A 26,121-nucleotide genomic window follows, 5' to 3' on the forward strand; every position below is an offset into this window, starting at 1 on the left:
TCTGTCAATCATATCTTATGTCTTATATAAGACAGATAAGTTGTCGTGTTTTGCTGGACTCGACCGGGCTTTTGTGGTGAAATCCGGGTCTATGAATTCCGCCTCGTCCAATCTGACCAACCAAGGCGCCGCCGCGAGCGGCACGGTCAGCCCGACGGCGCCGTCCGCCGGCCCGCTGGCGCCCGCCGCCGCAGGCCCGGCGTCCTCCCCATCCGCGTCCTCCCCCACGTTTTCCCCGCTGTACCAGCAGATCAAGGCCCTGATCACGCAGAGCTTGCAGTCGGGCGAATGGAAGCCGGGCGAGCTGATACCGAGCGAAGTGGAGCTGGCGGCGCGCTTCAAGGTCAGCCAGGGCACGGTGCGCAAGGCCATCGACGAACTGGCGGCGGAAAACCTGGTGATGCGCAAGCAGGGCAAGGGCACGTTCGTGTCCACCCACCACGAGGCGCGCGCCCATTTCCGCTTCCTGCGCCTGATGCCGGACGAAGGCGTGCCGCACTACCCAGAATCGAAGTTCATTGAAGTCAAGCGCACCCGCGCGCCCGCCGACGTGGCGCGCCTGCTGGAGCTCAAGTCCGGCGACGCCGTGGTGTTCATCAAGCGCGTGCAGTCCTTCGACGGCATGCCCACCATCGTCGAGGAGCTGTGGCTGCCCGGCCTGATCTTCAAGGGACTGACCGCCGAACGGCTGGTCGAGTACAAGGGGCCGATGTACGGCCTGTTCGAATCCGAGTTTGGCACGCGCATGATACGCGCCGCCGAGAAAATCCGTGCGGTGTGCGCCGACGAGGGCGCCGCATCGCTGCTGCAGGTCGCGCAGGGTACGCCCCTGCTGATGGCCGAACGCGTGTCCTTCACCTACGGCGACAAACCGGTGGAGCTGCGCCGTGGCCTCTATTCGACCGAACGGCATCATTATCAGAATGACCTGAACTGAAAAACGCATAAGGGAGACGCGCTGTCCGGCTGCCGACCGGGCTATGTTGCGCTAATAACACGCCACCTTGCACAATTTGCAAAAGTCGGCTACGACAAAACATAATTTTGGTTATATGTAACAATACATATTGGTCTGAACTGCAAAAATCGGCGAAAATCGCAGTCTCATAAATTTAGCATTACGTATAGGGAGGTCTTGTCATGTCAGAAGCCGTAAGAGAAGCACCAAAAAAAGAACGGCCGCAATTCACCAACATCCACGTCACGCAATTGTCCAACTACCGCCTGCCGCTGGCCGGGGTAGTGTCCATCCTGCACCGCATTTCCGGTTTCCTGATGTTCGCGCTGTTGCCCGTGGTGCTGTATCTCCTTGAGAAGAGCCTGTTATCTGAGATCTCTTTCGAGCATTTCAAGGGCATCGCCTCGCATTGGTTCATGAAGCTGGTGATCCTGGCGCTGGTCTGGGGCTATATGCAGCATTTCTGCGCCGGCGTGCGCCACCTGATCATGGACACCCACGTGGGCCTGGATAAAGACTCGGCGCGCAAGTCGGCAGCCACCGTGCTGGTGATCAGCCTGGCGCTGACCGCCCTGGTCGCACTGAAACTGTTTGGAGTATTCTGACATGGCAAAAAACAATATCGGACCTAAGCGCCTGGTCGTCGGCGCAGGCTACGGCGTGCGCGACTGGCTGGCCCAGCGCGTGACCGCGGTACTGATGGTGGTGTACACCGCCGTCCTGCTGATTTCCTTCCTCACCGGCAGCAACTTCAGCTACGAAGGCTGGGCTGGCCTGTTCGCCCAGCAGTGGTTCAAGCTGTTCAGCGCCGTGACCCTGTTCGGCCTGTTCTACCACGCCTGGGTAGGCATGCGCGACATCTGGATGGACTACGTCAAACCCGTAGGCATCCGCCTGGCGCTGCAAATCATCACCATCGGCTGGCTGATTGGCTGCGCCGTGTGGTCGGTACAAATACTCTGGAGTGTGTAATCGTGGCAGCTATTAAAACTGCAATCCCTACCCGCCGCTTTGACGCGGTGATCGTTGGCGCCGGCGGTTCCGGCATGCGCGCCTCCCTGCAACTGGCGGAAGCCGGCCTGAACGTGGCCGTGCTGTCGAAAGTGTTCCCAACCCGCTCGCACACCGTGGCGGCGCAGGGCGGCATCGGCGCTTCGCTGGGCAATATGGCCGAGGACAACTGGTTCTGGCATATGTTCGACACCGTCAAGGGCGGCGACTACCTGGGCGACCAGGACGCGATTGAATTCATGTGCCGCGAAGCACCGAAGGTCGTGTACGAGCTGGAACACTTCGGCATGCCGTTCGACCGCAATCCGGACGGCACCATCTACCAGCGTCCGTTCGGCGGCCACACCGCCAACTTCGGTGAAAAAGCCGTGCAGCGCGCCTGCGCCGCGGCCGACCGCACCGGCCACGCGCTGCTGCACACCCTGTACCAGCGCAACGTGCGCGCCCGCACCCACTTCTTCGTTGAGTGGATGGCGCTGGACGTGATCCGCGACGCCGAAGGCGACGTGGTCGGCGTGGTGGCACTGGAAATGGAAACCGGCGAATGCATGATCCTGGAAGCGAAGACCACCATCTTCGCCACCGGCGGCGCAGGCCGTATCTTCGCCGCATCGACCAATGCCTTCATTAACACCGGCGACGGCATGGGCATGGCGGCACGCGCCGGCCTGCCGCTGCAGGACATGGAGTTCTGGCAGTTCCACCCGACCGGCGTGGCCGGCGCGGGCGTGCTGATCACCGAAGGCGTGCGCGGCGAAGGCGGCATCCTGATCAACTCGGAAGGCGAACGCTTCATGGAGCGCTATGCGCCTACCCTGAAGGATCTGGCGCCGCGCGACTTCGTGTCCCGCTCGATGGACCAGGAGATCAAGGAAGGCCGCGGCTGCGGTCCGAACAAAGACCACGTGATGCTGGACCTGCGCCATATCGGCGCCGACACCATCGCCAAGCGTCTGCCGTCGATCCTGGAAATCGGCCACAAGTTCGCCAACGTGGACGCGACCAAGGAACCAATTCCAGTCGTACCGACCATCCACTACCAGATGGGCGGCATCCCGACCAATATCCACGGTCAAGTTGTCACGCCTAACGGCGACGGCACCCAGAAAGTGGTCAACGGCCTGTACGCGATCGGCGAATGCGCCTGCGTATCGGTGCACGGCGCCAACCGCCTGGGCACCAACTCGCTGCTGGACCTGGTGGTCTTCGGCCGCGCAGCCGGCAACCACGTGGTCGCGTCGAACCTGAAGCAGAAAGAGAACAAGCCTCTGCCGAAGGACGCCGCCGACTTCGCGATGAACCGCCTGAACAAGCTGGAAACCTCGACCGGCTCGGAAAAAGTGCAGGGTGTCGCCAACGACATCCGCGCCACGATGCAGAAATACTGCGGCGTGTTCCGTACCGACGAGCTGCTGACGCAAGGCGCCAAGGAAATCATGGTGCTCGACGAACGCCGCAAGCACGTGTCGTTCAAGGACAAGTCCAAGGTGTTCAACACCGCCCGCGTGGAAGCGCTGGAGCTGGACAACCTGATCGAAACGGCGAAAGCGACCATCACCTCGGCAGTAGCGCGCAAGGAATCGCGCGGCGCCCACGCGCACAGCGATTTCCCGAACCGCGACGACGACAACTGGATGAAGCACACCCTGTGGTACTCCGAAGGCAACCGCCTGGAATACAAGGCTGTCGTCACCAAGCCGCTGACGGTCGATACCTTCAAGCCGAAACCACGTACTTTCTAAGCAAGGGCCCAGAACATCATGGCACGCACTCTCAAATTCAAGATTTACCGCTACGATCCGGACCAGGACGCCAAGCCCTACATGCAAGACCTGACGGTGGAACTGAAAGACACCGACAAGATGCTGCTGGACGCGCTGCAGCGCATCAAGTCCGACGTCGACGACTCGCTGGCCCTGCGCCGCTCCTGCCGCGAAGGCGTGTGCGGTTCGGACGCGATGAACATCAACGGCAAGAACGGCCTGGCCTGCACCACCAACCTGAACGAGCTGACCGAGCCTATCGTGCTGCGTCCTCTGCCAGGCCTGCCGGTGATCCGCGACCTGATCGTCGACATGACCCAGTTCTTCAAGCAGTACGATTCGATCAAGCCTTTCCTGATCAACGATTCGATCCCGCCTGAAAAAGAACGCCTGCAGACCCCTGCCGAGCGCGAAGAACTGGACGGCCTGTACGAGTGCATCCTGTGCGCGTGCTGCTCGACCTCGTGCCCGTCGTTCTGGTGGAATCCGGACAAGTTCGTCGGTCCTGCCGGCCTGCTGCAAGCCTACCGCTTCATCGCCGACTCGCGCGACGAAGCCACCGGCGCACGCCTGGACAACCTGGAAGACCCGTACCGCCTGTTCCGCTGCCACTCGATCATGAACTGCGTCGATGTCTGCCCCAAGGGTCTGAACCCGAACAAGGCCATCGGCAAGATCAAAGAGCTGATGGTACGCCGCTCGATCTGATATGAGCGAACTGGAAAAATCTGCGCATCAGGCAGACCCGGCCAACCGCGCGCGCCTGCGCTGGCGCGCCCGCCGGGGTTTGCTGGAAAACGATATCATCCTGACTCGCTTTCTCGATGCGCATGAAACCGAATTGACCGACGAAGAAGTGGACGCGTTCACGCGGCTCCTCGACTTGTCGGACAATGCGCTGATGGATCTGGTGCTGGCTCGCGCAGAGCCGGAAGGCGAGATCGATCTGCCGCATGTGCACGCACTGCTGCAACGTCTGCGTCTCGCCTGATCGCGCAGGGCGGCCCCATGGCGGGCCGCCCGCGCCGCCGGAAGTTTAGAAGTTTTTTTTATAAGCCGCATCTCTCCAAGAAGGAAGAGTCCATGAACATCTCTGACAACAAAGCTACACTGTCGTTCTCTGACGGCAGCCCATCGGTCGAGTTCCCTATCTACAAGGGCACGGTCGGCCCGGACGTCATCGACATCCGCAAACTGTACGCCGGCACCGGCAAGTTCACCTACGATCCGGGCTTCATGTCCACCGCAGCGTGCAACTCGTCGATCACCTACATCGACGGCGACAAGGGCGAGCTGCAGTACCGCGGCTACCCGATCGAACAACTGGCCGTGAACGCTGACTTCATGGAATCGTGCTACCTGCTGCTGAACGGCGAACTGCCGAACGCCGAGCAGAAAGCCAAGTTCGTCGACACCGTGACCAAGCACACCATGGTGCACGAGCAGATGCAGTTCTTCTTCCGTGGCTTCCGCCGCGACGCGCACCCGATGTCGGTCCTGGTTGGCACCGTCGGCGCGCTGGCCTCGTTCTACCACGACTCGCTGGACATCAACGATGCCAAGCACCGTGAAGTATCGGCCATCCGCCTGATCGCCAAGATGCCGACCCTGGTCGCCATGGCCTACAAGTACTCGATCGGCCAGCCCTTCGTGTACCCGCGCAACGACCTGTCGTACAGCGCCAACTTCATGCGCATGATGTTCGGCAATCCGTGCGAAGAATACAAAGTCAACGACGTGCTGGTGCGCGCCCTGGACCGTATCCTGATCCTGCACGCGGACCACGAGCAGAACGCGTCGACCTCGACCGTGCGTCTGGCCGGCTCGTCGGGCGCGAATCCGTTCGCCTGTATCGCAGCCGGTATCGCCTGCCTGTGGGGCCCTGCCCACGGCGGCGCGAACGAAGCGGCGCTGACCATGCTGAAGGAAATCGGCTCGGTCGAGAACATTCCAGCCTTCATCGCGCAAGTGAAAGACAAGAACTCCGGCGTCAAGCTGATGGGCTTCGGTCACCGCGTGTACAAGAACTTCGACCCGCGCGCCAAGCTGATGCGCGAAACCTGCCACGAAGTGCTGAACGAACTGGGCCTGCAGGACGACCCGCTGTTCAAGCTGGCCATGGAACTGGAAAAGATTGCACTGAACGACGAATACTTCGTTTCGCGCAAGCTGTACCCGAACGTGGACTTCTACTCGGGCATCGTGCAATCGGCGCTGGGCATTCCAGTGTCGCTGTTCACCGGTATCTTCGCCATGGCCCGCACCATCGGCTGGATTGCCCAGTGGAACGAAATGATTGCCGATCCAGAGCAGAAGATCGGCCGTCCGCGCCAGCTGTTCGTCGGCGCCACCAACCGCGACGTGCCGCCGCTGGCCCAGCGTTAATCGCCGGTCTGTAGCAGCACAACAAAAAAGCGAGCGTAGGCTCGCTTTTTTTGTGCCCCCGCTGTTTGCGGAGTTGGGACGTTCGCTTACTTCTCTTGATCCAGCAGGGCCTGGATTTCCTCGCGTTCCTTGGCGCTGACGTGGCCGCCGCGCAGGGCGGCGAGGACCAGGGCTTTGCCGGAGCCGGAGAAGGCCTTCTGGATCAGCTCTTTCAACAGATTCGTTTGGACCGACTCCTGCTCCTGCACAGGCGCGTAGACGTGGGCGCGCTGGCTTTCGTCGCGCGTCAGCAGTCCCTTGGTGTGCATTACTTGCAGCAGGCGCAATACCGTTGCGTAGTTCATGTCGGGCCGCGTTTCGATGGCGGCGGCGTGTACCTGCCTGGCCGTGGCGGGGCCTAGCGCGAACAGCAGGCGCAGCATCTCCAGCTCGGAGGCGGTCGGTTTGGGTGGGGCGGTGTTCGTCATGGACCTAGAATAAAATATCTAGAACGAATTGTCTAGTGCTGCCTTGCGCAGCGTGGCCAGTTGCGCGTCGATATCGCTAAATAGCGGCCGGGCGGCGCTGTGCGCCAGGCAGGCCGTTTGCAGCGCGGCGAGGCGGTCCAGGGTGGGGCGGGCGGCGTCCGGCGCATCGCAGCGTTCCAGCAATTCCTCCAGCAGGCAGCCGAAGGCGCGCACTTCCAGGCGCTGCAGGCTGGCGGCGTGCGGCCCCTCCGGCGCGTAGAAGGAGGCGGCGCCGAAGTCGCCTAGCAGGGTGCGGCCCTCGCCGCAGTGCAGAATGTTGTGGCCGTACAAATCGCCGTGCATGATGCCGCGCTGGTGCAGTTGCTTGGCCGCCGAGGCGATGCTGGCCGCGATGGAGAGCATGGCGGGCAGGCTGAAGCGCTTGCCGTCCGGATAAATGTCCCGGGTGCAGCTGTCCAGGCTGGGCGGGCCCGCCAGGTTGCCGAAGTCCGGCTCGATCAGCGACATGACCAGGCCGTGCGTGCCGTCCGGGTGGCCCGCCACCTCGCCCAAGATGGGAATCAGGTTGGGGTGGGTGCCCGCGCCGAGGCAGGCCGCCATTTCGCACAGGGGCGAGCCGTCGCTGGTGATGGCGCCCTTGAACAGCTTGACCGCTACTTTTGCGGTGTTTCCGCTGTCTTTCCGGTGGTCCGCGCGGTGGATCACGCCGGAGGCGCCTTCGCCCAGTTTTTCGCCCAGTTGCAAACTGCCCCAGGCGATGCTGGCGCCGGATTCGGCGTGTTCCAAGTGGGCGCAGAACGGGTTGCCGGCGTAGGCGAGCCAGGTCAGGCGGGGCAGGGCGGGCAGCCAGGCCGGCAGCTCGGCCAGCTGGTTGGCAGCGATGCGCAGTAGTTCCAGGCGGTGGCAATTGGCCAGTTCGGCGGGCAGGGCGTGCAGGCGGTTGCCGGCCAGCATGAGTTTTTGCAGCAGCGGTCGATGACCCAGCTCGGCGGGCAGTTCTGCCACTTCATTGCCGGTCAGAACCAGCCAGCGCAGTTGCGGCGGCAGCGATTTGCCCGACACGGTACGGATGCGGTTGGCCTTGAAGCCCACCATGCTCAGTGCGGCGCAGCTGCCCAATACTTCGGGCAGTTCCGTGAACTGATTGTCCGAACAGAAAATAATGCGGAGTTTGTGCAGGCGCGGCAAATCGTCCGGCAGCGAAGACAGCGCATTGCCGGACAAGTCCAGGATTTCCAGCGTATCGGCCAGGTCGAAGATTTCGCGGGGGAATTCGGTAAGGCCGCAGGCAAGCTGCAGGCGCTTTACGCCAGCCAGTTCACCAGCGCGAAGCTGCTCAAGGGTAGACATTCAATGCGGGCGCTAGGGTAAAACGCAGAGTCTACCATTTCCGCCTGCAAGCGCCTATTCCTCGTAGATATCCTTAAACATCGAATCAGGAAATTCCGGCTGCCGCTTGGGGCGGACCGGCATGGGGAAGCCGTGTTTCTTGGTCCACTCTCCGATGTTGCTGATAATGCCCGGCTCCTCGCCATTGGGGCATTCGTGCAGGCAAACCCATGTCTTCATGTGTTTCCCAATAACTGGCTTGGGTTTGTTCTCAAATCCTGACCAGCCTACGAAGTCAGAAATTATATTGTAGTCGTCATAGTAAGAGGTGACGTCTATATAAGGATGATCATCATCCTGTAGCTGGGCCGACCACTCACGGCAGCCAAAGCCCCCGATGTAGTGTCCGTTCTTGGGGTTGTTTGTTTTATAGCGATAGGAATCGGCGCCAGAACAAACCGCTGGGGACATAAAATGTTTTCCGGGAAGTTCCCACCAATATGCGAAATGATATGGCTTGTTGGACGCATCGCCTAGTCCATTTTTGAGTAAAACCAGATTCCCGAGTTCCGTGTGCCGCGATTCGAAATGAATGCCTGGATTGTTGGCGTCGAGTACGCGCCCCGAAGTGGAGAATTTCATCACAATAATGCCGATCGAGCTGGAGGCTAGTTTCATGATTTTTGCTGGTGGAAGGAATTCGTCTGCATCGCGATATACGGATTGTTTCGATTTGTGGGTTGGGAGGTTTCTTTCTTTACCTAGTTGATTAACTCTGATCATCCAGTCTGCTTTGTCGACATAGATGAAATAACGTAACTGCCACGGGTGTTCAATCCAGTCGTAAGCCCGGGAACGCCTTTCACCGGCGAGTGATGTTTGAGGTTGTAACAGTAGAGCTGCGAGTGAAAAGAGTAGAAGTGTACTGGGTAGCATGCTTAAGTTCAGCATGTTTGCGCTAAATTCTGGCATGATAGGCTTGTTGATCATAGGATTTTGTCCTCGATGACCGTAATATGCAGGTGGTTGTTGTGCATACTTTCTACGGCAGAACGCTGTTCATTCGGGGAGGCAGCAGTGTTGTCGTGGGTATCGAGATCTATATACCAAGGATCCAACACTTGCTTGATATCCTGTCGTCGGCTTAGCTGTGTTCGGAACGTCATTATGCTGTTTGGTTCATTTGTATTTCTTTCCGCATTCCACGCGGCTTTTGCAGCAGATTCCGCTTTCCTCGCATTTCTCATATCTTCGTCAGCATTCTGCGCTTCCCTCTGAAGCGCTGCATTGTCCCGGGCCTCTGAAGCAGCCTTCGTCAATTTTATAGAAATCTGTTCTTTCTCTTCTGCCTCAGACTGCCGACGTCGATATTCTTTAAACAGGGATTTTTCTGCCTGAGTGACGTTTAGTTCACTTTTTTGGCTTTTGCTGGTTAAGGCGATACGATCAATTTTTAGTTTGCCGGCAGGAGACTCTATATACTGAACATCAAGGCCCAGCCCAGCGCGATGGACTATGCTGCCAAGTAGAGGTCGCCACGCTGAGTTGACCGTTAATTTTGAAATTCCACAGGAGCGCGCTTCGCATATGAGTGCAAGATAGCATTTGGGATGGGTTCTGGTGAGGACGTGAGATAGCAGCGGGCAGTAGGATATATTCGAATGGGCATTTTCCTGCTCAAGGAAGCTGATGCTGAGCGTTCCACTTGGAGAGCTTGGGCTTGCGGGGAAATTAACTGTTAATGCGGGTGCTGTGAGCGGTGCATAGATCTGAAGTACTGCGGTGCGAATAGCGGGCTCAGTATCGGCTGGTATCAGTTTGGCAACTTCTTCCGGAGTATATGTATGCGACACTTTCATCCAAATATCGCCCGTTAATGTTGCGTCATATTTGTCGAAACGCTTGCCGTCGGCGGACTGGATACAGGTTGCTGCACTGAAGGATGCTGTTTCTGTATTTCCACGGCCCAAGCGTTCCGTAATCGAGACCTCTACGTCGCGGGAACGGGCTTGGACGGCGTAGACAGGTCGGGTGCGGTAGGCCGGATGGGCGTCGCTGTTCAGGTAAAGGGCGACTTTTGTTCCAGGTGCCACCTTCAGTTTAATTTTGCGGTCTTTACCGAGGCAGCCGGGCTTTTTTGCGAACTCAGGCAGCACGACGCCGTTTATCTCCACGGCATAGGGAATTTGCAGCGTGACGGAGTGGCTTGCGCTGGTGTCGAATGTGTAAGTGACGGAGAGTTTCTGGCTAACCGGGACGTCGGTGATGGCGCCGCCCGGCGTAAGCGTGCAGCTGGCTGCTGCCTGGCTGGCGCTCACGATTTGTCCTCCAGTGTTTCCCAGTGCAGGGTCACTGTGGCTGGATCGTGGTGCTGGACGGGCTCGGTGCGGCCGTCTTCGCCGGTGACGCCGCGCAGGCTGGTACCGTCGGGGAGGTCGATGCGGTAGGGGAGGCCGGCGATCGGTTCGCCGGTGTGCTGGTCGATGGCGCGGAAGGTGCCGGCGTAGTTGGCGCGGCCGGGCTGGCCGGCGGCCTGGGCGGCTGGCATGCCTTGCGCGCCGGGCGCGGCCTGGCTGGGGGATGCCCCTGCCGCTGCGCCGCCATCGCCGCCGGTTCCCCCACCGCCATCATCCACCGTCATCACATGCTGGGTGGCGATCAGCGTGGCGCCGCACGCGGTTTTCATGCCTTCCACCACCGTGCCGATGCCGCCGAAGCTGTGGTGGCCCAGCCCCTCGGCTATCGGAAACTGTCCTTTGCACAGCGGGCAGTAGGTCTGGTGCCCCTTCAGTGCGATGGGCTTGCCCAGGCAGGTGGCGTTTTCATTGCCTTCGAGGACTTTGCCGCCGTGCGAGGTGGGATCGCCTTTGCATATGACTGCGCGCGCCATGGTCTGCTCCGTTCAAGTGGGATGCTTGAACAGTAGTGGACTTCATGGCGCGGCAATTTGATCTATGGCAACTAAATGCTTACCATTTCATTTCGCCCTTGGCCACCTTGGCGCTGATGTCGAGCGCGCTGGCCAGGCCGGCTGCCGGGTAGGCGGCTTTCATGGCTGCGCTCAGGGCGGCCGAGTCGGCGGCCTGCGGGATGGCGGTTTCGAACCGGCGCAGGTAGCCGGCGGTGTAGGCGATGCTGTCCGGCGTGAGCGCCGCGCCGGGGGCGAAGTGGCCGGGGACGACGGTGGCGGGCTTGAGTGCGGCGATGCGGTCCAGCGTGGCTATCCACTGCTGGCGCGACTCGGCGGTTTGCGTGTCGGCGGTCCACACATGCAGGCCTTTGAACAGCACGACGCCGCCGGCTACCGCCTTGATCGATGGAATCCAGACATAGCTGCGGTCCGGCGTGGCGCCGTCCAGGCCTTCGATTTTCAGGCTTTGGCCTTCCAGTTTGATGGTGTCGCCTTGCAGCACTTGCGGCATGACGATGTCCTGCGGGGCGTTGTCCTTCAGGATCGGTCCCCAGTAGGCCACTTTGGCCGCAGCCTTCTTCTCCATCGCCGCCACTGTGGAGGCGGTGGCGACGATGCGCGCTTCCGGGAACGCGGCTTTGATTACGTCCAGGCCGAAGTAGAAATCCGGGTCGCCGTGGCTGATATAGACCGTGGTGAGGCGCTTGCCGCTGGCCTTGATCTGCTGCACCAGTTTTTTCGCTTCGCCGCGCGAGAACTGGGCGTCGATCAGGACGGCGTCCTTTTTGCCTTTCACCAGCACCGAAGCGACAGGGAAAATGGCCGCTTCGCCCGGATTGAATACTTCCAGCGTCAGCGGGGCGGCCGATGCGGCGGCGGTGGAGGCGGCGAGGGCGGCGGCTACGAAGGTGTGCTTGATCATGATGCAGTCCTTAATGAGAAGTTGATGACGCCAGTGTAAGCCGGTCCATTCATCTGAAAAACAGTGTAAATTGCAACTATCAATTGCATAAATCGGACGAATGATGGACAGGCTGACGGCGGCGCAGGTATTCAAGGAAATTGCGGAACGGGGCAGCATGATCGCTGCGGCGGAGGCGCTGGACATGTCGCGCGCCATGGTGACGCGCTATCTGGCCGAGATGGAGGAGTGGTGCGGCGCGCGCCTCCTGCACCGGACTACCCGGCGTGTGAGCCTGACGGCGGCGGGCGAAGTGACGCTGGCGCGCTGCCGCGAAATGCTGGCCCTTGCGGCGGACATGAACGCGGCCGGCGATCCGGACGCGCCGCACGGCCTGCTGCGCATCGCCAGCTCGCATTCGCTGGCGCAGACGGCGCTGGCGGGCGCGGTGGCCGATTTCCTGCGCCGCTACCCGCGCACGGCGATTGACCTGCAGGTGGACAACCGCGCCGTCAACCTGGTCGAGCAGCGCATCGACCTGGCCATCCGCATCACCAACGGCCTGGAGCCGAACATGATTGCGCGCCGCCTGGGCGACTGCGATTCGGTGGTGGTGGCCGCGCCGTCCTACCTGGCCGGGCGCCCCGCGCCGCAGCAGCCGGGCGATCTGGCGCAGCACAACTGCCTGACTTATAGCTATTTCGGCAAGAGCGTGTGGCGCTTCGAGCCGGCGGGCGGCGGCGTCGAGGGCACGAACGAGCCCGCGCTGCAGGTGCCGGTCAGCGGCAACCTGTCCGCGAATGAATCGATGGCGCTGCTGGCGGCCACGGTGGAGGGCGCGGGCGTGGCCCTGCAGCCGCGCTTCGCCGCCGCGCCGCTGCTGCGCGCCGGCCAGCTGGTGGAATTGCTGCCCGGATGGCGCCCCCAGCGCATGGGAATTTACGGCATCTACAGCTCGCGCGAGCACATGCCGCCGGCCCTGCGCGCCATGCTGGACCACCTGCTGGACTGGTTCGCGCGCAACCCGGTTTGGCTCGCCGCGACCATACCACTTGCGGAAACGACATGATTAACACCCTGCCTATCCCGCAATTTTTCGTGCTTGCATGGTTGTTCAATCTCAATACCGCGTGCTATCCTAGGCGACCGTTTTTGGAACTACAGAATTACCCAAGTCCTTCCCCACAACTTGATGTGCAATCCGCTAACCGGTCAGGCCGTGTCGCGGAAGGTTAGATTAACCCGCTAATTCCTCGCGAAGCGCGAAGAAAGGTGAGCAATATGATGCAGCAGCAGTCGTCCAACTCCTACCTGTTTGGTGGGAATGCACCGTACGTTGAAGAACTGTACGAAGCGTATCTCGACAACCCAGGTTCCGTGCCCGATAACTGGCGCGCGTACTTCGATTCCATGCAGCACGTGCCAGCAGTCGACGGCTCCAACAAGCCGGACGTGGCCCATGCCTCCGTGATCGCCTCCTTCGCCGAACGCGCGAAAGCCGGTCCTATCCGCACCGTGGTTGCTTCGGCCGACGCCGAAATGGGCCGCAAGCGCGTGGCCGCCACCCAGCTGATCGCCGCTTACCGCTACCTGGGTTCCCGCTGGGCCAACCTGGACCCGCTGCAGCGCCAGGAACGTCCATCGATCCCGGAACTGGAACCGAGCTTCTACGGTTTCACCGATGCCGATCTGGACACCGTTTTCAACATCAGCAACACCTACTTCGGTCCTGAAACCGCGACCCTGCGCGACCTGACCAACTTCCTGCGCGACACCTACACCCGCTCCATCGGCGCGGAGTACATGTACATCTCCGACCCGGCCGAAAAGCGCTGGCTGCAAGAGCGCCTGGAATCGATTCGCTCCACCCCGAATTTCACCGCAGACAAGAAGAAGCACATCCTGGAGCGCCTGACGGCAGCTGAAGGCCTGGAACGCTATCTGCACACCAAGTACGTCGGCCAGAAGCGCTTCTCGCTGGAAGGCGGCGAAACCTTCATCGCCTCGATCGACGAAATCATCCAGCGCGCCGGCGAAAAAGGCGTGCAGGAGATCGTTATCGGCATGGCCCACCGCGGCCGCCTGAACGTGCTGGTCAACACCCTGGGCAAAGCGCCCAAGGACCTGTTCGAAGAATTCGAAGGCAAGCACGGCGACGACCTGCCGGCCGGCGACGTGAAATACCACCAGGGCTTCTCGTCCGACATCTCCACCGCAGGCGGCCCGGTCCACCTGTCGCTGGCGTTCAACCCGTCGCACCTGGAAATCGTCAACCCTGTGGTTGAAGGTTCGGTCAAGGCCCGCATGGACCGCCGCGGCGATCCGCTGGGCGCGCAAGTGCTGCCTATCCTGGTGCACGGCGACGCCGCCTTCGCAGGCCAGGGCGTTGTGATGGAAACGCTGAACCTGGCGCAGACCCGCGGCTACGGCACGGGCGGCACGGTGCACATCGTGATCAACAACCAGATCGGCTTCACCACCTCCGACCCGCGCGACGCGCGCTCCACCATCTACTGCTCGGACGTCGTCAAGATGATCGAAGCGCCGGTGCTGCACGTGAACGCGGACGATCCTGAAGCCGTGGTGCTGGCTTCGCAGATCGCCATGGACTACCGCCTGCAGTTCCAGAAGGATATCGTGGTCGATATCATCTGCTACCGCAAACTGGGCCACAACGAACAGGACACGCCAGCGCTGACCCAGCCGCTGATGTACAAGAAGATCGCCACCCACCCAGGCACCCGCCGCCTGTACGCCGACAAGCTGAGCGCGCAAGGCGTGATCCCTGCCGACGGCGGCGAGAAAATGGTTGCCGCCTACCGCGACGCCATGGACGCCGGCAAGCACACCGTCGATCCAGTGATCTCCAACTTCAAGAACAAGTACGCCGTCGACTGGCTGCCGTTCCTGAACCGCAAGTGGACCGACTCGGCCGACACCGCCGTGCCGTCGACCGAACTGAAACGCCTGGCCACCCGCATCACCACCGTGCCGGAAGGCTTCAAAGTGCACTCGCTGGTCGAGAAAGTACTGGGCGACCGCGCCGCCATGGGCCGTGGTGAAGTGAACCTGGACTGGGGCATGGGCGAACACCTGGCCTACGCCTCGCTGGTATCGTCCGGCTACGCCGTGCGCCTGACCGGCCAGGACGCCGGCCGCGGCACCTTCGTGCACCGCCACGCCGTGCTGCACGACCAGAACCGCGAGCGCTGGGACGCAGGCACCTACGTGCCGCTGCAGAACATCTCCGATTCGCAAGCACCGTTCACCGTGATCGACTCCGTGCTGTCCGAAGAAGCCGTTCTGGGCTTCGAATACGGCTACTCGACCGCTGAACCGAACACCCTGACCATCTGGGAAGCCCAGTTCGGCGACTTCGTCAACGGCGCCCAAGTGGTGATCGACCAGTTCATCAGCTCCGGCGAAGTGAAGTGGGGCCGCGCTTCCGGCCTGGTCATGATGCTGCCGCACGGTTACGAAGGCCAGGGTCCTGAGCACTCGTCCGCGCGTCCAGAGCGTTTCCTGCAGCTGTGCGCAGACAACAATATGCAAGTGGTGCAGCCGACCACCGCGTCGCAGATCTTCCACCTGCTGCGCCGCCAGATGGTGCGCCAGTTCCGCAAGCCGCTGGTGATCCTGACCCCGAAATCGCTGCTGCGCAACAAGGACGCGGGTTCGCCGCTGAGCGACCTGGCCAAGGGCGCCTTCCAGACCGTGATCGGCGAAGTGGACGAGAAAATCGACGCCAAGAAGGTCAAGCGCGTTGTGGCCTGCTCGGGCAAGGTTTACTACGATCTGGTCAACGCGCGCAAAACGCGCGGCCAGACCGACACCGCCATCGTGCGCGTGGAACAGCTGTATCCGTTCCCGCACAAATCGTTCGCTGCTGAACTGAAGAAGTTCCCGAACCTGGCGGAAGTGGTGTGGGCCCAGGACGAGCCGCAGAATCAAGGCCCTTGGTTCCAGATCCAGCACAACATCTTCGAAAGCATGGACGCAGGCCAGCGCCTGGCATACGCAGGCCGTCCGGCCTCGGCATCGCCAGCCGTCGGTTACTACGACAAGCACTACGCGCAGCAAAAAGACCTGCTGGAAACCGCGTTCTCGAAGCTGAAGGGCTTCATCCTGACTAAGTAATTAGGTCCGCCCCCGCCGCAGGCGATGGCCCTGGCGGGAGCATCAAAAAAATACAAGATACGGAGTTATACATGGCACAAATCGAAGTTAAAGTCCCACAACTGTCGGAATCCGTCGCTGAAGCGACCCTGCTGACCTGGCACAAGAAAGTCGGCGAAGCCGTCTCCCGCGACGAGAACCTGATCGACGTTGAAACCGACAAAGTGGTACTGGAACTGCCAGCACCGGCAGCCGGCGTGATCGTGCAGATCCTGCAAGCTGACGGCGCAACCGTGGTGGCCGACCAGGTCATCGCCATCATCGATACCGAAGCAACCGTGGGCGCAACCCCGGCCGCCGCAGCGCCAGCCGCCGCCGCTCCAGCCGCAGCAGCCGCTCCAGCCGCCGCCGCCAACAAGGGCGACGTGGCCATGCCGGCCGCCGCCAAGATCCTGTCCGAAGCCGGCCTGTCCGCTTCCGACGTAGCCGGTTCGGGCAAAGACGGCCGCGTGACCAAGGGCGACGCCCTGGCCGCCGCCTCCGCACCGAAACCAGCCGCTCCAGCGCCGCTGGCGCCAGCCGCCGCCAAGGCATCGCTGCCAAAAGTCGCCGCGCCTGCGCCTGCACTGGGCGAGCGTCCGGAAGAGCGCGTGCCGATGAGCCGCCTGCGCGCACGTATCGCCGAGCGCCTGCTGGAATCGCAGTCGACCAACGCCATCCTGACCACGTTCAATGAAGTGAACATGGCGCCGGTCATGGAACTGCGCAACAAGTACAAAGACAAGTTCGAAAAAGAGCACGGCGTGAAGCTGGGCTTCATGTCCTTCTTCGTCAAAGCCGCTGTTGCCGCGTTGAAGAAATACCCTATCATCAACGCATCGGTCGACGGCAACGACATCGTCTACCACGGCTACTTCGACATCGGTATCGCAGTCGGTTCGCCACGCGGCCTGGTGGTGCCTATCCTGCGCAACGCGGACCAGATGAGCATCGCTGAAATCGAGAAGAAAATCGGCGAATTCGGCGCGAAAGCCAAGGAAGGCAAGCTGACCCTGGAAGACCTGACCGGCGGCACCTTCTCGATCTCGAACGGCGGCACCTTCGGCTCCATGCTGTCGACCCCGATCATCAACCCGCCGCAATCGGCCATCCTGGGCGTGCACGCCACCAAGGACCGCGCTGTTGTGGAAAACGGCCAGATCGTGATCCGTCCTATGAACTACCTGGCCATGTCCTACGACCACCGCATCATCGACGGCCGCGAAGCCGTGCTGGGCCTGGTGGCCATGAAGGAAGCGCTGGAAGATCCGGCCCGCCTGCTGCTGGACCTGTAATTCACCGGTAATACCCCGGCCTCGGCTCCGAGGCCGGGCAGTCCATAGCCCGAGGTGTTGATGAGCGTTTCCGAAGAAATCAAGCGTTTGCACGAACTCAACCAGGCTGGCGCGCTGAGCGATGAAGAATTCGCGCGCGCCAAACAGAAGCTGCTCGACACCACGCCGGTCTCGCTCGGCAAGGACAGCGGCTCGGGCGATTTCGCCAGCGAATTCAACCGCTTCCGCCGTTCCCGCGCCGACCGCTGGCTGGGCGGCATCTGCGGCGGCCTGGGCAAGGTGTCCGGCATGGAGTCGTGGATCTGGCGCCTGGTCTTCACGCTGTTCACAATCTGCTTCGGCTTTGGGCTGGTGATTTACCTGCTTCTTTGGATTTTCGTCCCGGACGAAACGTAACAAGCCAATCATTAGGAATACAACATGAGCAACAAACAATTTGACGTCGTCGTCATCGGCGCCGGTCCTGGCGGCTACATCGCCGCAATCCGCGCAGCGCAGCTGGGCTTCTCGGTCGCTTGCGTGGACGAGTGGAGCAACGAAAAAGGCGGCCCGGCGCCTGGCGGCACCTGCACCAACGTCGGCTGCATCCCGTCGAAGGCGCTGCTGCAGTCGTCCGAGCACTACGAGCACGCCGGCCACTCCTTCAAGGAACACGGCATCGACGTGTCCGGTCTGTCCCTGAACCTGGGCCAGATGGTCAAGCGCAAGGACACCGTGGTCAAGCAGAACAACGACGGCATCCTGTTCCTGTTCAAGAAAAACAAGGTCACCTTCTTCCACGGCCGCGCGGCCTTCGAAGGCGCGGCAACGGCCGACGGCTATCCTATCGCCATCACCGGCAAGGCGCCCGAGACCATCAACGCCAAGCAAGTCATCGTCGCCACCGGCTCCAACGCGCGCGCGCTGCCGGGTGCGGACTTCGACGAGAAACTGATCCTGTCGAACACCGGCGCACTGGCGATCGACGCCGTGCCTGCCAAGCTGGGCGTGATCGGCGCCGGCGTGATCGGCCTGGAAATGGGTTCCGTATGGCGCCGCCTGGGTTCCGAAGTGACCGTGCTGGAAGGCCTGCCGACCTTCCTGGGCGCCGTGGACGAGCAGATCGCCAAGGAAGCCAACAAGCTGTTCACCAAGCAGGGCCTGAAGATCTCCCTGGGCTGCAAGATCAACAGCGTGACCAAGGGCGCGGACAACGTCACCGTGGAATACAACGACGCCAAGGGCGACGCCGTGACCGCCGTGTTCGACAAGCTGATCGTCTCGATCGGCCGCACCCCGAACACCAACGGCCTGGGCGCCGACAAGGCCGGCCTGGCGCTGGACGAGCGCGGCTTCATCGCCGTCGACGGCGACTGCAAAACCAATCTGCCCAACGTGTGGGCGATCGGCGACGTGGTGCGCGGCCCGATGCTGGCGCACAAAGCGGAAGAAGAAGGCGTTGCCGTTGCCGAGCGTATCGCCGGCCAGCATGGCCACACCAACTTCGACACCATCCCTTGGGTAATCTACACATCGCCGGAAATCGCGTGGGTAGGCCGCACCGAGCAGCAGCTGAAAGCCGACGGCACGCCGTACAAGGCAGGCACTTTCCCCTTCCTGGCGAACGGCCGCGCACGCGCGCTGGGCGACACCTCGGGCATGGTCAAGTTCCTGGCGCACGCCGAGACCGACGAAATCCTGGGCGTGCACATCATCGGCCCTATGGCTTCCGAGCTGATCTCCGAAGCCGTTGTAGCGATGGAGTTCAAGGCTTCGGCCGAAGACATCGCCCGCATCTGCCACGCCCACCCATCGCTGTCCGAAGCGACCAAAGAAGCCGCGCTGGCGATCGACAAGCGCACGCTGAACTTCTAAGCAGTAATGGCGGGTTACGCCGCGGCGCGGCCAACCCGCCCTACCTCCCACGAGATGCGGACCGTAGGGCGGGTTAGCGCAAAGCGCGTAACCCGCCATGCGTAACCGGCATCTCACATGAACGTCCAAGAGTTTTACCAGCACGCGCTCACGCAGCGCGACTTCAAGGCCGACGCAGCGCAGCAGCGCGCGGTCGACCGCCTGCAGCAGTGCTACGACCAGTGGGTGGAATATAAAGCCCAGCGCTCGAACGGCTTCAAGCGCTTTATCAACCGTCCGGACGTGCCGCGCGGCGTGTACATGTGGGGCGGGGTAGGGCGCGGCAAGTCCTTCCTGATGGACAGCTTCTATTCGGTGGTGCCGCTGGTGCGCAAGACGCGCGTGCACTTCCACGAATTCATGCGCGACATCCACCGCCAGCTCGATGAGCTCAAAGGCGTGGCCAATCCCCTCGAGGAAGTGGCGCGCAGGGTGGCCAAGAAATACCGCCTGATCTGCTTCGACGAATTCCATATCTCCGACGTGGCCGACGCCATGATCATGTACAACCTGCTGTCGGCGCTGTTCGACAACGGCGTGTCCTTCATCATGACCTCGAACTACGACCCGGAACTGCTGTACCCGGACGGCCTGCACCGCGACCGCATCCTGCCCACCATCGCCCTGCTCAAGCAGAAGATGGACGTGATGAACGTGGACGCCGGCGTGGACTACCGCGGCCGCGCGCTCGAGCAGGTTGATTCCTACTACACCCCGCTGGGCGCGGAGACCGACGCCGCGCTGCGCGCCGCCTACGCGCGCATCGCCGAGACCGCCGACGACGACCCGCACGTCACCATCGAAGCGCGCCAGATCCGCGCGCTGCGCCGCGCCGGCACCATCATCTGGTTCGACTTCGCGACGCTGTGCGGCGGGCCGCGTTCGCAGAACGACTACCTGGAAATCGCCAGCCAGTTCCATACCGTGATATTGTCCGGCATACCGATGATGTCGGCCGGGCAGTCGTCCGAAGCGCGCCGGTTCACCTGGCTGATCGACGTGTTTTACGACCAGAAGGTCAAGCTCATCATGTCGGCCGAAGTGGAGCCGGAGGAGTTGTATACTTCCGGCATGCTGGCCAACGAATTTCACCGCACCGTGTCGCGCATCGTCGAGATGCAGTCGCGCGACTATATGGACAAGGAACAGCGCGGCGCAGCCGAAGCGCTGTCCTAAACGACAGGATCAGGATGGCAAAGTACTTCAAACTGGCGGCACTCTGCATGGCGGCCGCCGTGGCGGCAGGCGCCGTGCTGCCGGCGCAGGCCCAGAAAATAGGGCAGGCGCCGGTCGGCGAGCCCTTGGTGCCGCAATCGCACTCGGTCGAACAGGCCGACGCCCGCCTTGCCGAAGTGGCGCGCGAGCGCGCCGCCGTGCAGGCCGAGTACAACGCGGCCGAGCAGGTCTGCAACGGCAAGTTCTTCGTCAACAACTGCCTGGACAAGGCCAAGGAAAAGCGCCGCCTGGCGCTGGCCGGCCTGCGCGCGATCGAGGTGGAAGCCAGCCATTTCAAGCGCAAGACCGCCGTCGACAAGCGCGACGCCGAACTGGCCGAGCGCGTGAAGAAGGACGAGGAGGAGCTGGCGCGCCGCGTGGAGACGCCGCCGGCGCCGCATGTCGAGCGCGAGCCCGCCAAACCGGCAGCCAAGCCCGGCCCCACCCAGGAGCAGCGCCAGGCGCAGCACGAGGCCAAGGTGCAGGCCCAGCTGGCCAAGGACGCCGCCGAGGCGCCCAAGCGCGCCGCCGCCGTGGCGGCCTTTGAAAAGAAGAAAGCGGAATCCGAAAAGCGCCAGGCCGACATCGTCGCCAAGAAGGCCGCCAAGGATGAAAAGGCGCGCAAGCGCGAAGCCGACGCGGCCGCCCAGGCAGCGAAAGAAGCGGCGGCCGCCGCCGCCAAAGCCGCCAAGGCCAAGTAAGCGCTACACCGCTTTGCCCATTTTTTGCACCGTATAGGTGGGCGCTTCCTTGGCCGGGGCCACCAGCTTGATGATGGCCATGCTGCAGTTGTCGCCCTGGCCCTTGGCCCGCTCGATGGCCTTGTTGATCAGCATTTCGGAAGACTGGCGCGGCGTGCCGCGCGCCACCACGGCGGCCAGTTCCGCCTCCGTGAAATATTGCCACAGCCCGTCGGAGCACAGCAGGAAAGCATCGCCGGGCTGCAAGCCCTGGTGCATGCCGAAGCTCACAAACGGCGCCTTCTGCCGGTTGCCCAGCACATTGGCCAGCAGCCGCGAACTGCGGTGCTTCCTGGCCGCCTCCACCGGCAGCCTGTCCACCGTCACCAGGTGTTCAACATAGGCCGCGTCGTTGCTGCGCTCCACGCACTGCGGGCCGGCAAAGCGGTACAGGCGCGAATCGCCCACATGCGCCCACACGGCCTGGCCCTGGGGCGTGAGCACCAGCAGCAGCAGCGTGGTTTGCGGCTCGCCGCTGGCGCCCAGCGGATTCATGGCCAGGATCTCGTGCGTCTCCAGTGCGATGCTGCGCAACAATTCCTGCACGCGCGCCAGGTTGGCGCTGTCGCCGGCGCGGTAATCGTCGAACAACTGTTTGGCGGTGTGCAGCAGCTGCTCCGGCGCCGTGCTGCCGCTGCCCATGCCGTCGGCCAGCACCGCCATCACATAGCCGGGTGCTTTCGCCGCCGTGTAGAGCACGGTGCGGTCGTTCTGTTGTGGCCGGTTGCCCAGATGCTGGGCGGTCCCGGCTTCGATTTTATAAATGCTCATATGTAGCAGCTAGCCTGCATCAGTGCCGTGAGTTAAACTATGCACCGGTAAGCAGTTTTGTTGCAAGCGTAGGGTTGTTGACCAGGCGAAACTGTTGGGAAATATAACAGAACTGAGCAGAACTAAGCAGAACCGAGACCCTGTACCCTATGACAGACGTAGAAGAAATCAAGCGCCGCATTGTTGAGCTCGACGTGGAACACCGCGACCTGGACGCCGTGATCGATATGCTGACCCTGGACGGCCACCACGACCAGCTCCAGCTGCGCCGCCTGAAGAAACGCAAGCTGCAACTCAAAGACTACATCACCTTGCTGAAAATGCAACTGGTGCCCGACGTACCGGCCTGAGCCGCGCCCGCCAGCGCGCCGCTGCCTCATCTTAGCTTATTTTGACCGATCCACGACCCACGGCTGACGCGGCCGCTCCCGCAGGCGCGCCCGAACCCACCCCCGAACCCGGCAAGCACGACGCCGAAATCGACCGCATGTTCGGTCCCGGCGGGCCGCTCAGCCCGGCTGTCGGCGGATTCCGTCCGCGCCGCTCGCAAACCGAGATGGCCAAGGCGGTGGCCGCCGCCATCGACGGGCGCAGCACCTTGATGGCCGAGGCCGGCACGGGCACGGGCAAAACCTTCGCCTACCTGGTGCCGGCGCTGCTGTGGGGCGGCAAGACCATCGTCTCCACCGGCACCAAGAACCTGCAGGACCAGCTGTTCCTGCGCGACATCCCCACCGTGCGCGCCGCGCTGCAGGCGCCGGTGTCGGTGGCGCTGCTCAAGGGGCGCGGCAACTACCTGTGCCACTACCACCTGGAACGCACGCTGCAGAACGGGCGCATGACCTCGCGCGAGGACGTCGGCTATCTGCGCGAGATCTCGCGCTTCCTGAAGATGACCTCGTCGGGCGACAAGGCCGAGCTGGCGCGGGTGCCGGAGAACGCCAGCATCTGGAACCTGGTCACGTCGACGCGCGACAACTGCATGGGCGCCGAGTGCCAGTACTACCAGGACTGCTTCGTGATGAAGGCGCGCAAGGAAGCGCAGCAGGCCGACGTGGTGGTGGTCAACCACCACCTGTTCTTCGCCGACGTGGCGTTGAAGGACACCGGCGTTGCCGAGCTGCTGCCGTCGGCCAACACCATCATCTTCGACGAAGCGCATCAGCTGCCCGACACCGCCACCCTGTTCTTCGGCGACACGTTCTCGACCTCGCAGGTGCTGGAACTGTGCCGCGACGTGCTGGCCGAAGGCCTGGCGCACGCGCGCGACGGCGCCGACTGGGGCAAGGTGGTGACGGTAGTGGAGAAGGCCGCGCGCGACTTGCGCCTGACCTTCCCGCAGGACATCGTGCGCCTGTCGCTGCCGCAGATCGCGCCGTCGAGCGGCTTCTTCCCGGCGCTGGAAACGCTGAAGGACGAGCTGGACGGCATGCTGGCGGTGCTGGAGAAGCAGGGCGAGCGCGCCGAAACGCTGGACCAGTGCCGCATGCGCGGCATCGAGCTGGCGACCGCGCTGCGCGACTGGAAGTTCGATCCCAAGGCCAAGGTGGCCAGCGGCGAGGAAGCCGTGTACTGGGTGGAGGCCTACACCAGTTCGCTGCAGCTGCACAAGACGCCGCTGTCCATCGCGCCCATCTTCAACGGCCAGCGCGAAGGCGTGCCGCGCAGCTGGATCTTCACCTCGGCCACGCTGGCGGTGAAGAACGACTTCAAGCACTTCGCCGAACAGATGGGGCTGACGGGCGAACCGGCGCGCACCTGGCCCAGCCCGTTCAACTACGAGCAGCAGGGCATCCTGTACGTGCCGCAGGGCTTGCCGGACCCGAACTCGATGGGCTACACGGACGCCGTGCTGGACGCGGCGCTGCCGATTATCGAAGCCTCGGAAGGGCGCGCCTTCCTGCTGTGCACCACCTTGCGCGCCGTCAAGCGCGCGGCCGAGCGGCTGCGCGACGAATTCGAGAAGCGCGGCCTGCCGTATCCGCTGTTCGTGCAGGGCGACAAGGGCCGCACCGAGCTGCTGGACCAGTTCCGCAAATCCGGCAATGGCGTGCTGATCGGCAGCCAGAGTTTCTGGGAAGGCGTGGACGTGCGCGGCGAAGCGCTGTCGCTGGTGATTATCGACAAGATGCCGTTCGCCCCGCCGGACGACCCGGTGCTGGCCGCGCGCATCGAAGTGATGGAAAAGCAGGGGCTGAACGGCTTTATGCACCACACCTTGCCGGAAGCCATCATCAACCTCAAGCAGGGCGCCGGCCGCCTGATCCGCGACGAAGGCGACCGCGGCGTGCTGATGCTGTGCGACCCGCGCGTGATCACCAAGCCCTACGGCCGCCGCGTCTGGCAAAGCCTGCCGCCGTTCAAGCGCACCCGCGAAGCCCAAGTCGTGATCGACTTCTTCAAAGGCGCGCCCCCGGACACCGAAGCAGCCCCCTCATAGCCTCTCCGCAAAGCTAGCGAACTGAGCCGCATTCGGGGTCTGACCCCGAATGCGGCTCAGCCCGCTTTGGCTCGGGTTTGATGATGACTGTGCCGCATTTGGGGTCTGACCCCGAATGCGGCTGAGCTTGCTTAGGCTTGGGGATTGATGATGACCTTGCCGGTGACTTTGCGGGCGGCCATGTCGCTCAGGGCCTGGGGCGTGCCGGCCAGCGGGTAGCGGGCGGAGATGTGGGGCTTGATCTTGCCTTCGGCCAGCCAGCCCAGCAACTGCCGCATGCCGGCCAGGTTGGCCTTCGGCTCGCGCTTGGCGTATTCGCCCCAGAATACGCCCACCAGCGACGCGCCTTTCAGCAGCGCCAGGTTGAGCGGCAGCTTGGGGATCTCGCCGTTGGCGAAGCCCACCACCAGGTAGCGCCCGCGCCACGCGATCGAGCGGAACGCCGCTTCGGCGTAGTCGCCGCCCACCGGGTCGTACACCACGTCCGGTCCCTTGCCGCCGGCGGCGGCCTTGATGGCTTCGCGCAGGTCTTCCTTGCTGTAGTTGATCAGCGCGTCGGCGCCGTGCGCCTGGCACACGGCCAGCTTCTCGTCCGTGGAGGCGGCCGCGATCACGCGCGCCCCCAGCGCCTTGCCGATCTCGATCGCCGCCAGCCCCACGCCGCCGGCCGCGCCCAGCACCAGCATGGTCTCGCCCGCCTTCAGCGCCGCCCGGTCCGCCACCGCGTGGTGCGAGGTGCCGTAGGTGAGGGTGATGGCGGCGGCGGTGTCGAAGTCCATGCCGGGCGGCATGGGCATCAGCGCCTGCGCCGGCACCGCCAGCTGCTCGGCGAAGGCGCCGTGCGCCGAGAAGGCTATCACCTTGTCGCCGACCTTATAGCCCTCCACGCCGTCGCCCACCGCGCGCACCACGCCCGACACTTCATTGCCCGGCGTGAACGGCAGCGCCGGCTTGTACTGGTATTTGCCCTGGATGATGAGCACGTCCGGGAAGTTGACGCCGGCCGCCTTCACGTCCAGCACCACGTGGCCGGGCGCGGCGGCCAGGTCGGGCAGCTCCTCCACGGTCAGGGTGTCGGGCAGGCCCCAGGCTTTGCATACGATGGCTTTCATACGGTCTCCGGTTTTTATTAATAGTACGGTCGTTTTATTTTACGCTGCTTCGGCGCGGCTGTGGCGCGGTTGTGGCATAAATCCGGCGGGACGTCCGTTTGCGTTTTCGCAAAGCGCGGTGCGGCCAGAGCGCTACAGTGGCTTTATAAGCAAGCAGGAGGCTGCCATGTCAACGATACGCTACGGCTGTTTCTTCAGTTATGCGCACGGGCGCCATCCCCACATGATCAAATTCAAGAATGACCTGGCCGAGGCGCTCAAGTGCTACCTGGAGCCCCATTTCGACAATGAAAGCGAGCTCTTCATCGATACCGAGCAGCTGGGCGGCGGCGATGACCTGGACCGGCGCATCGCCACCGCGCTGTGCGAAAGCGTGTGCATGATCGTCATTTATACACCCAAATACGAGGCTCACGGCTACACCCGGCGCGAGTTCGCCGCCATGCAGCAGATCGAAAACGAGCGCCGCCTGTGGTATCCGCTGCCCAGCCACCTGATTATCCCGGTCATCATGACGCGCCATCCCTTCAGCCTCCCCACCCAAATCACCGATCCCGGCATGTATGTGGATTTTTCGCGCTACACCCTGGCCAGCGGCGACCTCAAGACCAATCCGGACTTTCTGCCGGACATAGAAAAAATCGTCCAGCGCATCGCCGCCCACTATCACTATCTGAAGCACAGCATCCCGCCCGAGCACGATTGCAGCCGCTTCGTGCTGCCTCCCATCCCCGAGGAGTGGCGCGCCACGCCGCCGCCCCATTTTCCGCGCTGA

Annotated in this window: 25 protein-coding genes; 17 read left to right on the forward strand and 8 right to left on the reverse strand. The window is 62.7% G+C overall.

The genetic code is table 11. From position 1 onward, the window contains the following. Positions 1 to 91 precede the first annotated feature (91 nt). The 7 genes from AC07S4_RS13610 to gltA all read left to right on the forward strand — a co-directional run bounded on the left by AC07S4_RS13610 (position 92) and on the right by gltA (position 6,117). A complete protein-coding gene (locus tag AC07S4_RS13610) occupies positions 92 to 937 on the forward strand; it encodes a GntR family transcriptional regulator (RefSeq protein WP_494987173.1) in 846 nt (281 codons plus the stop codon). Between the two features lie 203 nt (positions 938 to 1,140). After that, positions 1,141 to 1,563, forward strand: coding sequence for a succinate dehydrogenase, cytochrome b556 subunit (sdhC, locus tag AC07S4_RS13615; protein ID WP_494987174.1), 423 nt, complete (start codon positions 1,141 to 1,143; stop codon positions 1,561 to 1,563). Position 1,564: 1 nt separating this feature from the next. After that, entirely contained in the window at positions 1,565 to 1,930 is a 366-nt protein-coding gene (sdhD, locus tag AC07S4_RS13620) for a succinate dehydrogenase, hydrophobic membrane anchor protein (RefSeq protein WP_161071877.1), read from the forward strand. Between the two features lie 2 nt (positions 1,931 to 1,932). Continuing rightward, a complete protein-coding gene (gene sdhA / locus AC07S4_RS13625) occupies positions 1,933 to 3,711 on the forward strand; it encodes a succinate dehydrogenase flavoprotein subunit (protein WP_494987175.1) in 1,779 nt (592 codons plus the stop codon). An 18-nt stretch (positions 3,712 to 3,729) separates the two neighbouring features. Next, the gene (locus AC07S4_RS13630) at positions 3,730 to 4,440 is read left to right on the forward strand and encodes a succinate dehydrogenase iron-sulfur subunit (protein WP_494987176.1); all 711 of its coding nucleotides are present in this window, start codon (positions 3,730 to 3,732) and stop codon (positions 4,438 to 4,440) included. A 1-nt stretch (position 4,441) separates the two neighbouring features. Then, on the forward strand, positions 4,442 to 4,723 hold the full coding sequence (locus tag AC07S4_RS13635) for an FAD assembly factor SdhE (RefSeq protein WP_161071880.1): 282 nt from the start codon (positions 4,442 to 4,444) through the stop codon (positions 4,721 to 4,723). Between the two features lie 92 nt (positions 4,724 to 4,815). Beyond that, a complete protein-coding gene (gene gltA, locus AC07S4_RS13640) occupies positions 4,816 to 6,117 on the forward strand; it encodes a citrate synthase (RefSeq protein ID WP_161071881.1) in 1,302 nt (433 codons plus the stop codon). Positions 6,118 to 6,203: 86 nt separating this feature from the next. Here the strand turns inward: gltA and AC07S4_RS13645 are convergent, their stop codons facing one another. The 6 genes from AC07S4_RS13645 to AC07S4_RS13670 all read right to left on the reverse strand — a co-directional run bounded on the left by AC07S4_RS13645 (position 6,204) and on the right by AC07S4_RS13670 (position 11,746). Beyond that, positions 6,204 to 6,584, reverse strand: coding sequence for a BlaI/MecI/CopY family transcriptional regulator (locus AC07S4_RS13645; RefSeq protein WP_494987177.1), 381 nt, complete (start codon positions 6,582 to 6,584; stop codon positions 6,204 to 6,206). Positions 6,585 to 6,602: 18 nt separating this feature from the next. Then, complete coding sequence (locus AC07S4_RS13650) at positions 6,603 to 7,934, reverse strand: leucine-rich repeat-containing protein kinase family protein (RefSeq protein ID WP_494987178.1); 1,332 nt, start codon at positions 7,932 to 7,934, stop codon at positions 6,603 to 6,605. 54 nt (positions 7,935 to 7,988) lie between these two features. Continuing rightward, positions 7,989 to 8,903 (reverse strand): hypothetical protein, encoded by a 915-nt coding sequence (locus tag AC07S4_RS13655; RefSeq protein ID WP_494987179.1) that lies wholly within the window; start codon positions 8,901 to 8,903, stop codon positions 7,989 to 7,991. Continuing rightward, positions 8,900 to 10,231, reverse strand: coding sequence for a hypothetical protein (locus AC07S4_RS13660; RefSeq protein WP_494987180.1), 1,332 nt, complete (start codon positions 10,229 to 10,231; stop codon positions 8,900 to 8,902). The genes AC07S4_RS13655 and AC07S4_RS13660 overlap by 4 nt, the downstream gene beginning before the upstream one ends. Next, positions 10,228 to 10,803: a PAAR domain-containing protein gene (locus AC07S4_RS13665; RefSeq protein WP_494987181.1), complete on the reverse strand. Its 576-nt coding sequence runs from the start codon at positions 10,801 to 10,803 to the stop codon at positions 10,228 to 10,230. The genes AC07S4_RS13660 and AC07S4_RS13665 overlap by 4 nt, the downstream gene beginning before the upstream one ends. A 79-nt stretch (positions 10,804 to 10,882) precedes the next feature. Next, a complete protein-coding gene (locus tag AC07S4_RS13670) occupies positions 10,883 to 11,746 on the reverse strand; it encodes an MBL fold metallo-hydrolase (RefSeq protein ID WP_494987182.1) in 864 nt (287 codons plus the stop codon). Between the two features lie 103 nt (positions 11,747 to 11,849). Between AC07S4_RS13670 and AC07S4_RS13675 the strand changes: the two genes are divergently transcribed. The 7 genes from AC07S4_RS13675 (at position 11,850) to AC07S4_RS13705 (ending at position 20,984) form a co-directional block, all read left to right on the forward strand. After that, positions 11,850 to 12,794 (forward strand): LysR family transcriptional regulator, encoded by a 945-nt coding sequence (locus AC07S4_RS13675; RefSeq protein ID WP_494987737.1) that lies wholly within the window; start codon positions 11,850 to 11,852, stop codon positions 12,792 to 12,794. 212 nt (positions 12,795 to 13,006) lie between these two features. Continuing rightward, positions 13,007 to 15,862: a 2-oxoglutarate dehydrogenase E1 component gene (locus AC07S4_RS13680; RefSeq protein WP_494987183.1), complete on the forward strand. Its 2,856-nt coding sequence runs from the start codon at positions 13,007 to 13,009 to the stop codon at positions 15,860 to 15,862. A gap of 71 nt (positions 15,863 to 15,933) precedes the next feature. Further along, positions 15,934 to 17,175: a 2-oxoglutarate dehydrogenase complex dihydrolipoyllysine-residue succinyltransferase gene (gene odhB, locus AC07S4_RS13685; RefSeq protein WP_494987184.1), complete on the forward strand. Its 1,242-nt coding sequence runs from the start codon at positions 15,934 to 15,936 to the stop codon at positions 17,173 to 17,175. Between the two features lie 60 nt (positions 17,176 to 17,235). Beyond that, the gene (locus AC07S4_RS13690) at positions 17,236 to 17,571 is read left to right on the forward strand and encodes a PspC domain-containing protein (protein WP_161071890.1); all 336 of its coding nucleotides are present in this window, start codon (positions 17,236 to 17,238) and stop codon (positions 17,569 to 17,571) included. 24 nt (positions 17,572 to 17,595) lie between these two features. Further along, on the forward strand, positions 17,596 to 19,029 hold the full coding sequence (gene lpdA / locus AC07S4_RS13695) for a dihydrolipoyl dehydrogenase (RefSeq protein ID WP_494987185.1): 1,434 nt from the start codon (positions 17,596 to 17,598) through the stop codon (positions 19,027 to 19,029). A gap of 117 nt (positions 19,030 to 19,146) precedes the next feature. Then, positions 19,147 to 20,244: a cell division protein ZapE gene (gene zapE / locus AC07S4_RS13700; RefSeq protein WP_494987186.1), complete on the forward strand. Its 1,098-nt coding sequence runs from the start codon at positions 19,147 to 19,149 to the stop codon at positions 20,242 to 20,244. Positions 20,245 to 20,258: 14 nt separating this feature from the next. Continuing rightward, on the forward strand, positions 20,259 to 20,984 hold the full coding sequence (locus AC07S4_RS13705; protein WP_494987187.1) for a hypothetical protein: 726 nt from the start codon (positions 20,259 to 20,261) through the stop codon (positions 20,982 to 20,984). Positions 20,985 to 20,987: 3 nt separating this feature from the next. On the opposite strand, the gene AC07S4_RS13710 is transcribed toward AC07S4_RS13705, so the two are convergent. Then, positions 20,988 to 21,794, reverse strand: coding sequence for a PP2C family protein-serine/threonine phosphatase (locus AC07S4_RS13710; protein WP_494987188.1), 807 nt, complete (start codon positions 21,792 to 21,794; stop codon positions 20,988 to 20,990). A 149-nt stretch (positions 21,795 to 21,943) separates the two neighbouring features. On the opposite strand from AC07S4_RS13710, the gene AC07S4_RS13715 reads away from it, so the two are divergent. Together AC07S4_RS13715 and yoaA are read left to right on the forward strand one after the other, a co-directional pair. Then, a complete protein-coding gene (locus tag AC07S4_RS13715; protein WP_494987189.1) occupies positions 21,944 to 22,144 on the forward strand; it encodes a YdcH family protein in 201 nt (66 codons plus the stop codon). A gap of 137 nt (positions 22,145 to 22,281) precedes the next feature. After that, positions 22,282 to 24,234, forward strand: a complete 1,953-nt coding sequence (gene yoaA / locus AC07S4_RS13720; protein WP_494987738.1) for a DNA repair helicase YoaA — start codon at positions 22,282 to 22,284, stop codon at positions 24,232 to 24,234. Between the two features lie 131 nt (positions 24,235 to 24,365). On the opposite strand, the gene AC07S4_RS13725 is transcribed toward yoaA, so the two are convergent. Beyond that, positions 24,366 to 25,346 carry an NADPH:quinone oxidoreductase family protein gene (locus AC07S4_RS13725; protein ID WP_494987190.1) on the reverse strand — a complete coding sequence of 327 codons (981 nt, stop codon included), beginning with the start codon at positions 25,344 to 25,346 and terminating at the stop codon, positions 24,366 to 24,368. 166 nt (positions 25,347 to 25,512) lie between these two features. On the opposite strand from AC07S4_RS13725, the gene AC07S4_RS13730 reads away from it, so the two are divergent. Then, positions 25,513 to 26,121, forward strand: coding sequence for a toll/interleukin-1 receptor domain-containing protein (locus AC07S4_RS13730; RefSeq protein WP_161071896.1), 609 nt, complete (start codon positions 25,513 to 25,515; stop codon positions 26,119 to 26,121).

The sequence above is a fragment of the Pseudoduganella sp. GW821-FHT05F09 genome (assembly GCF_059419605.1).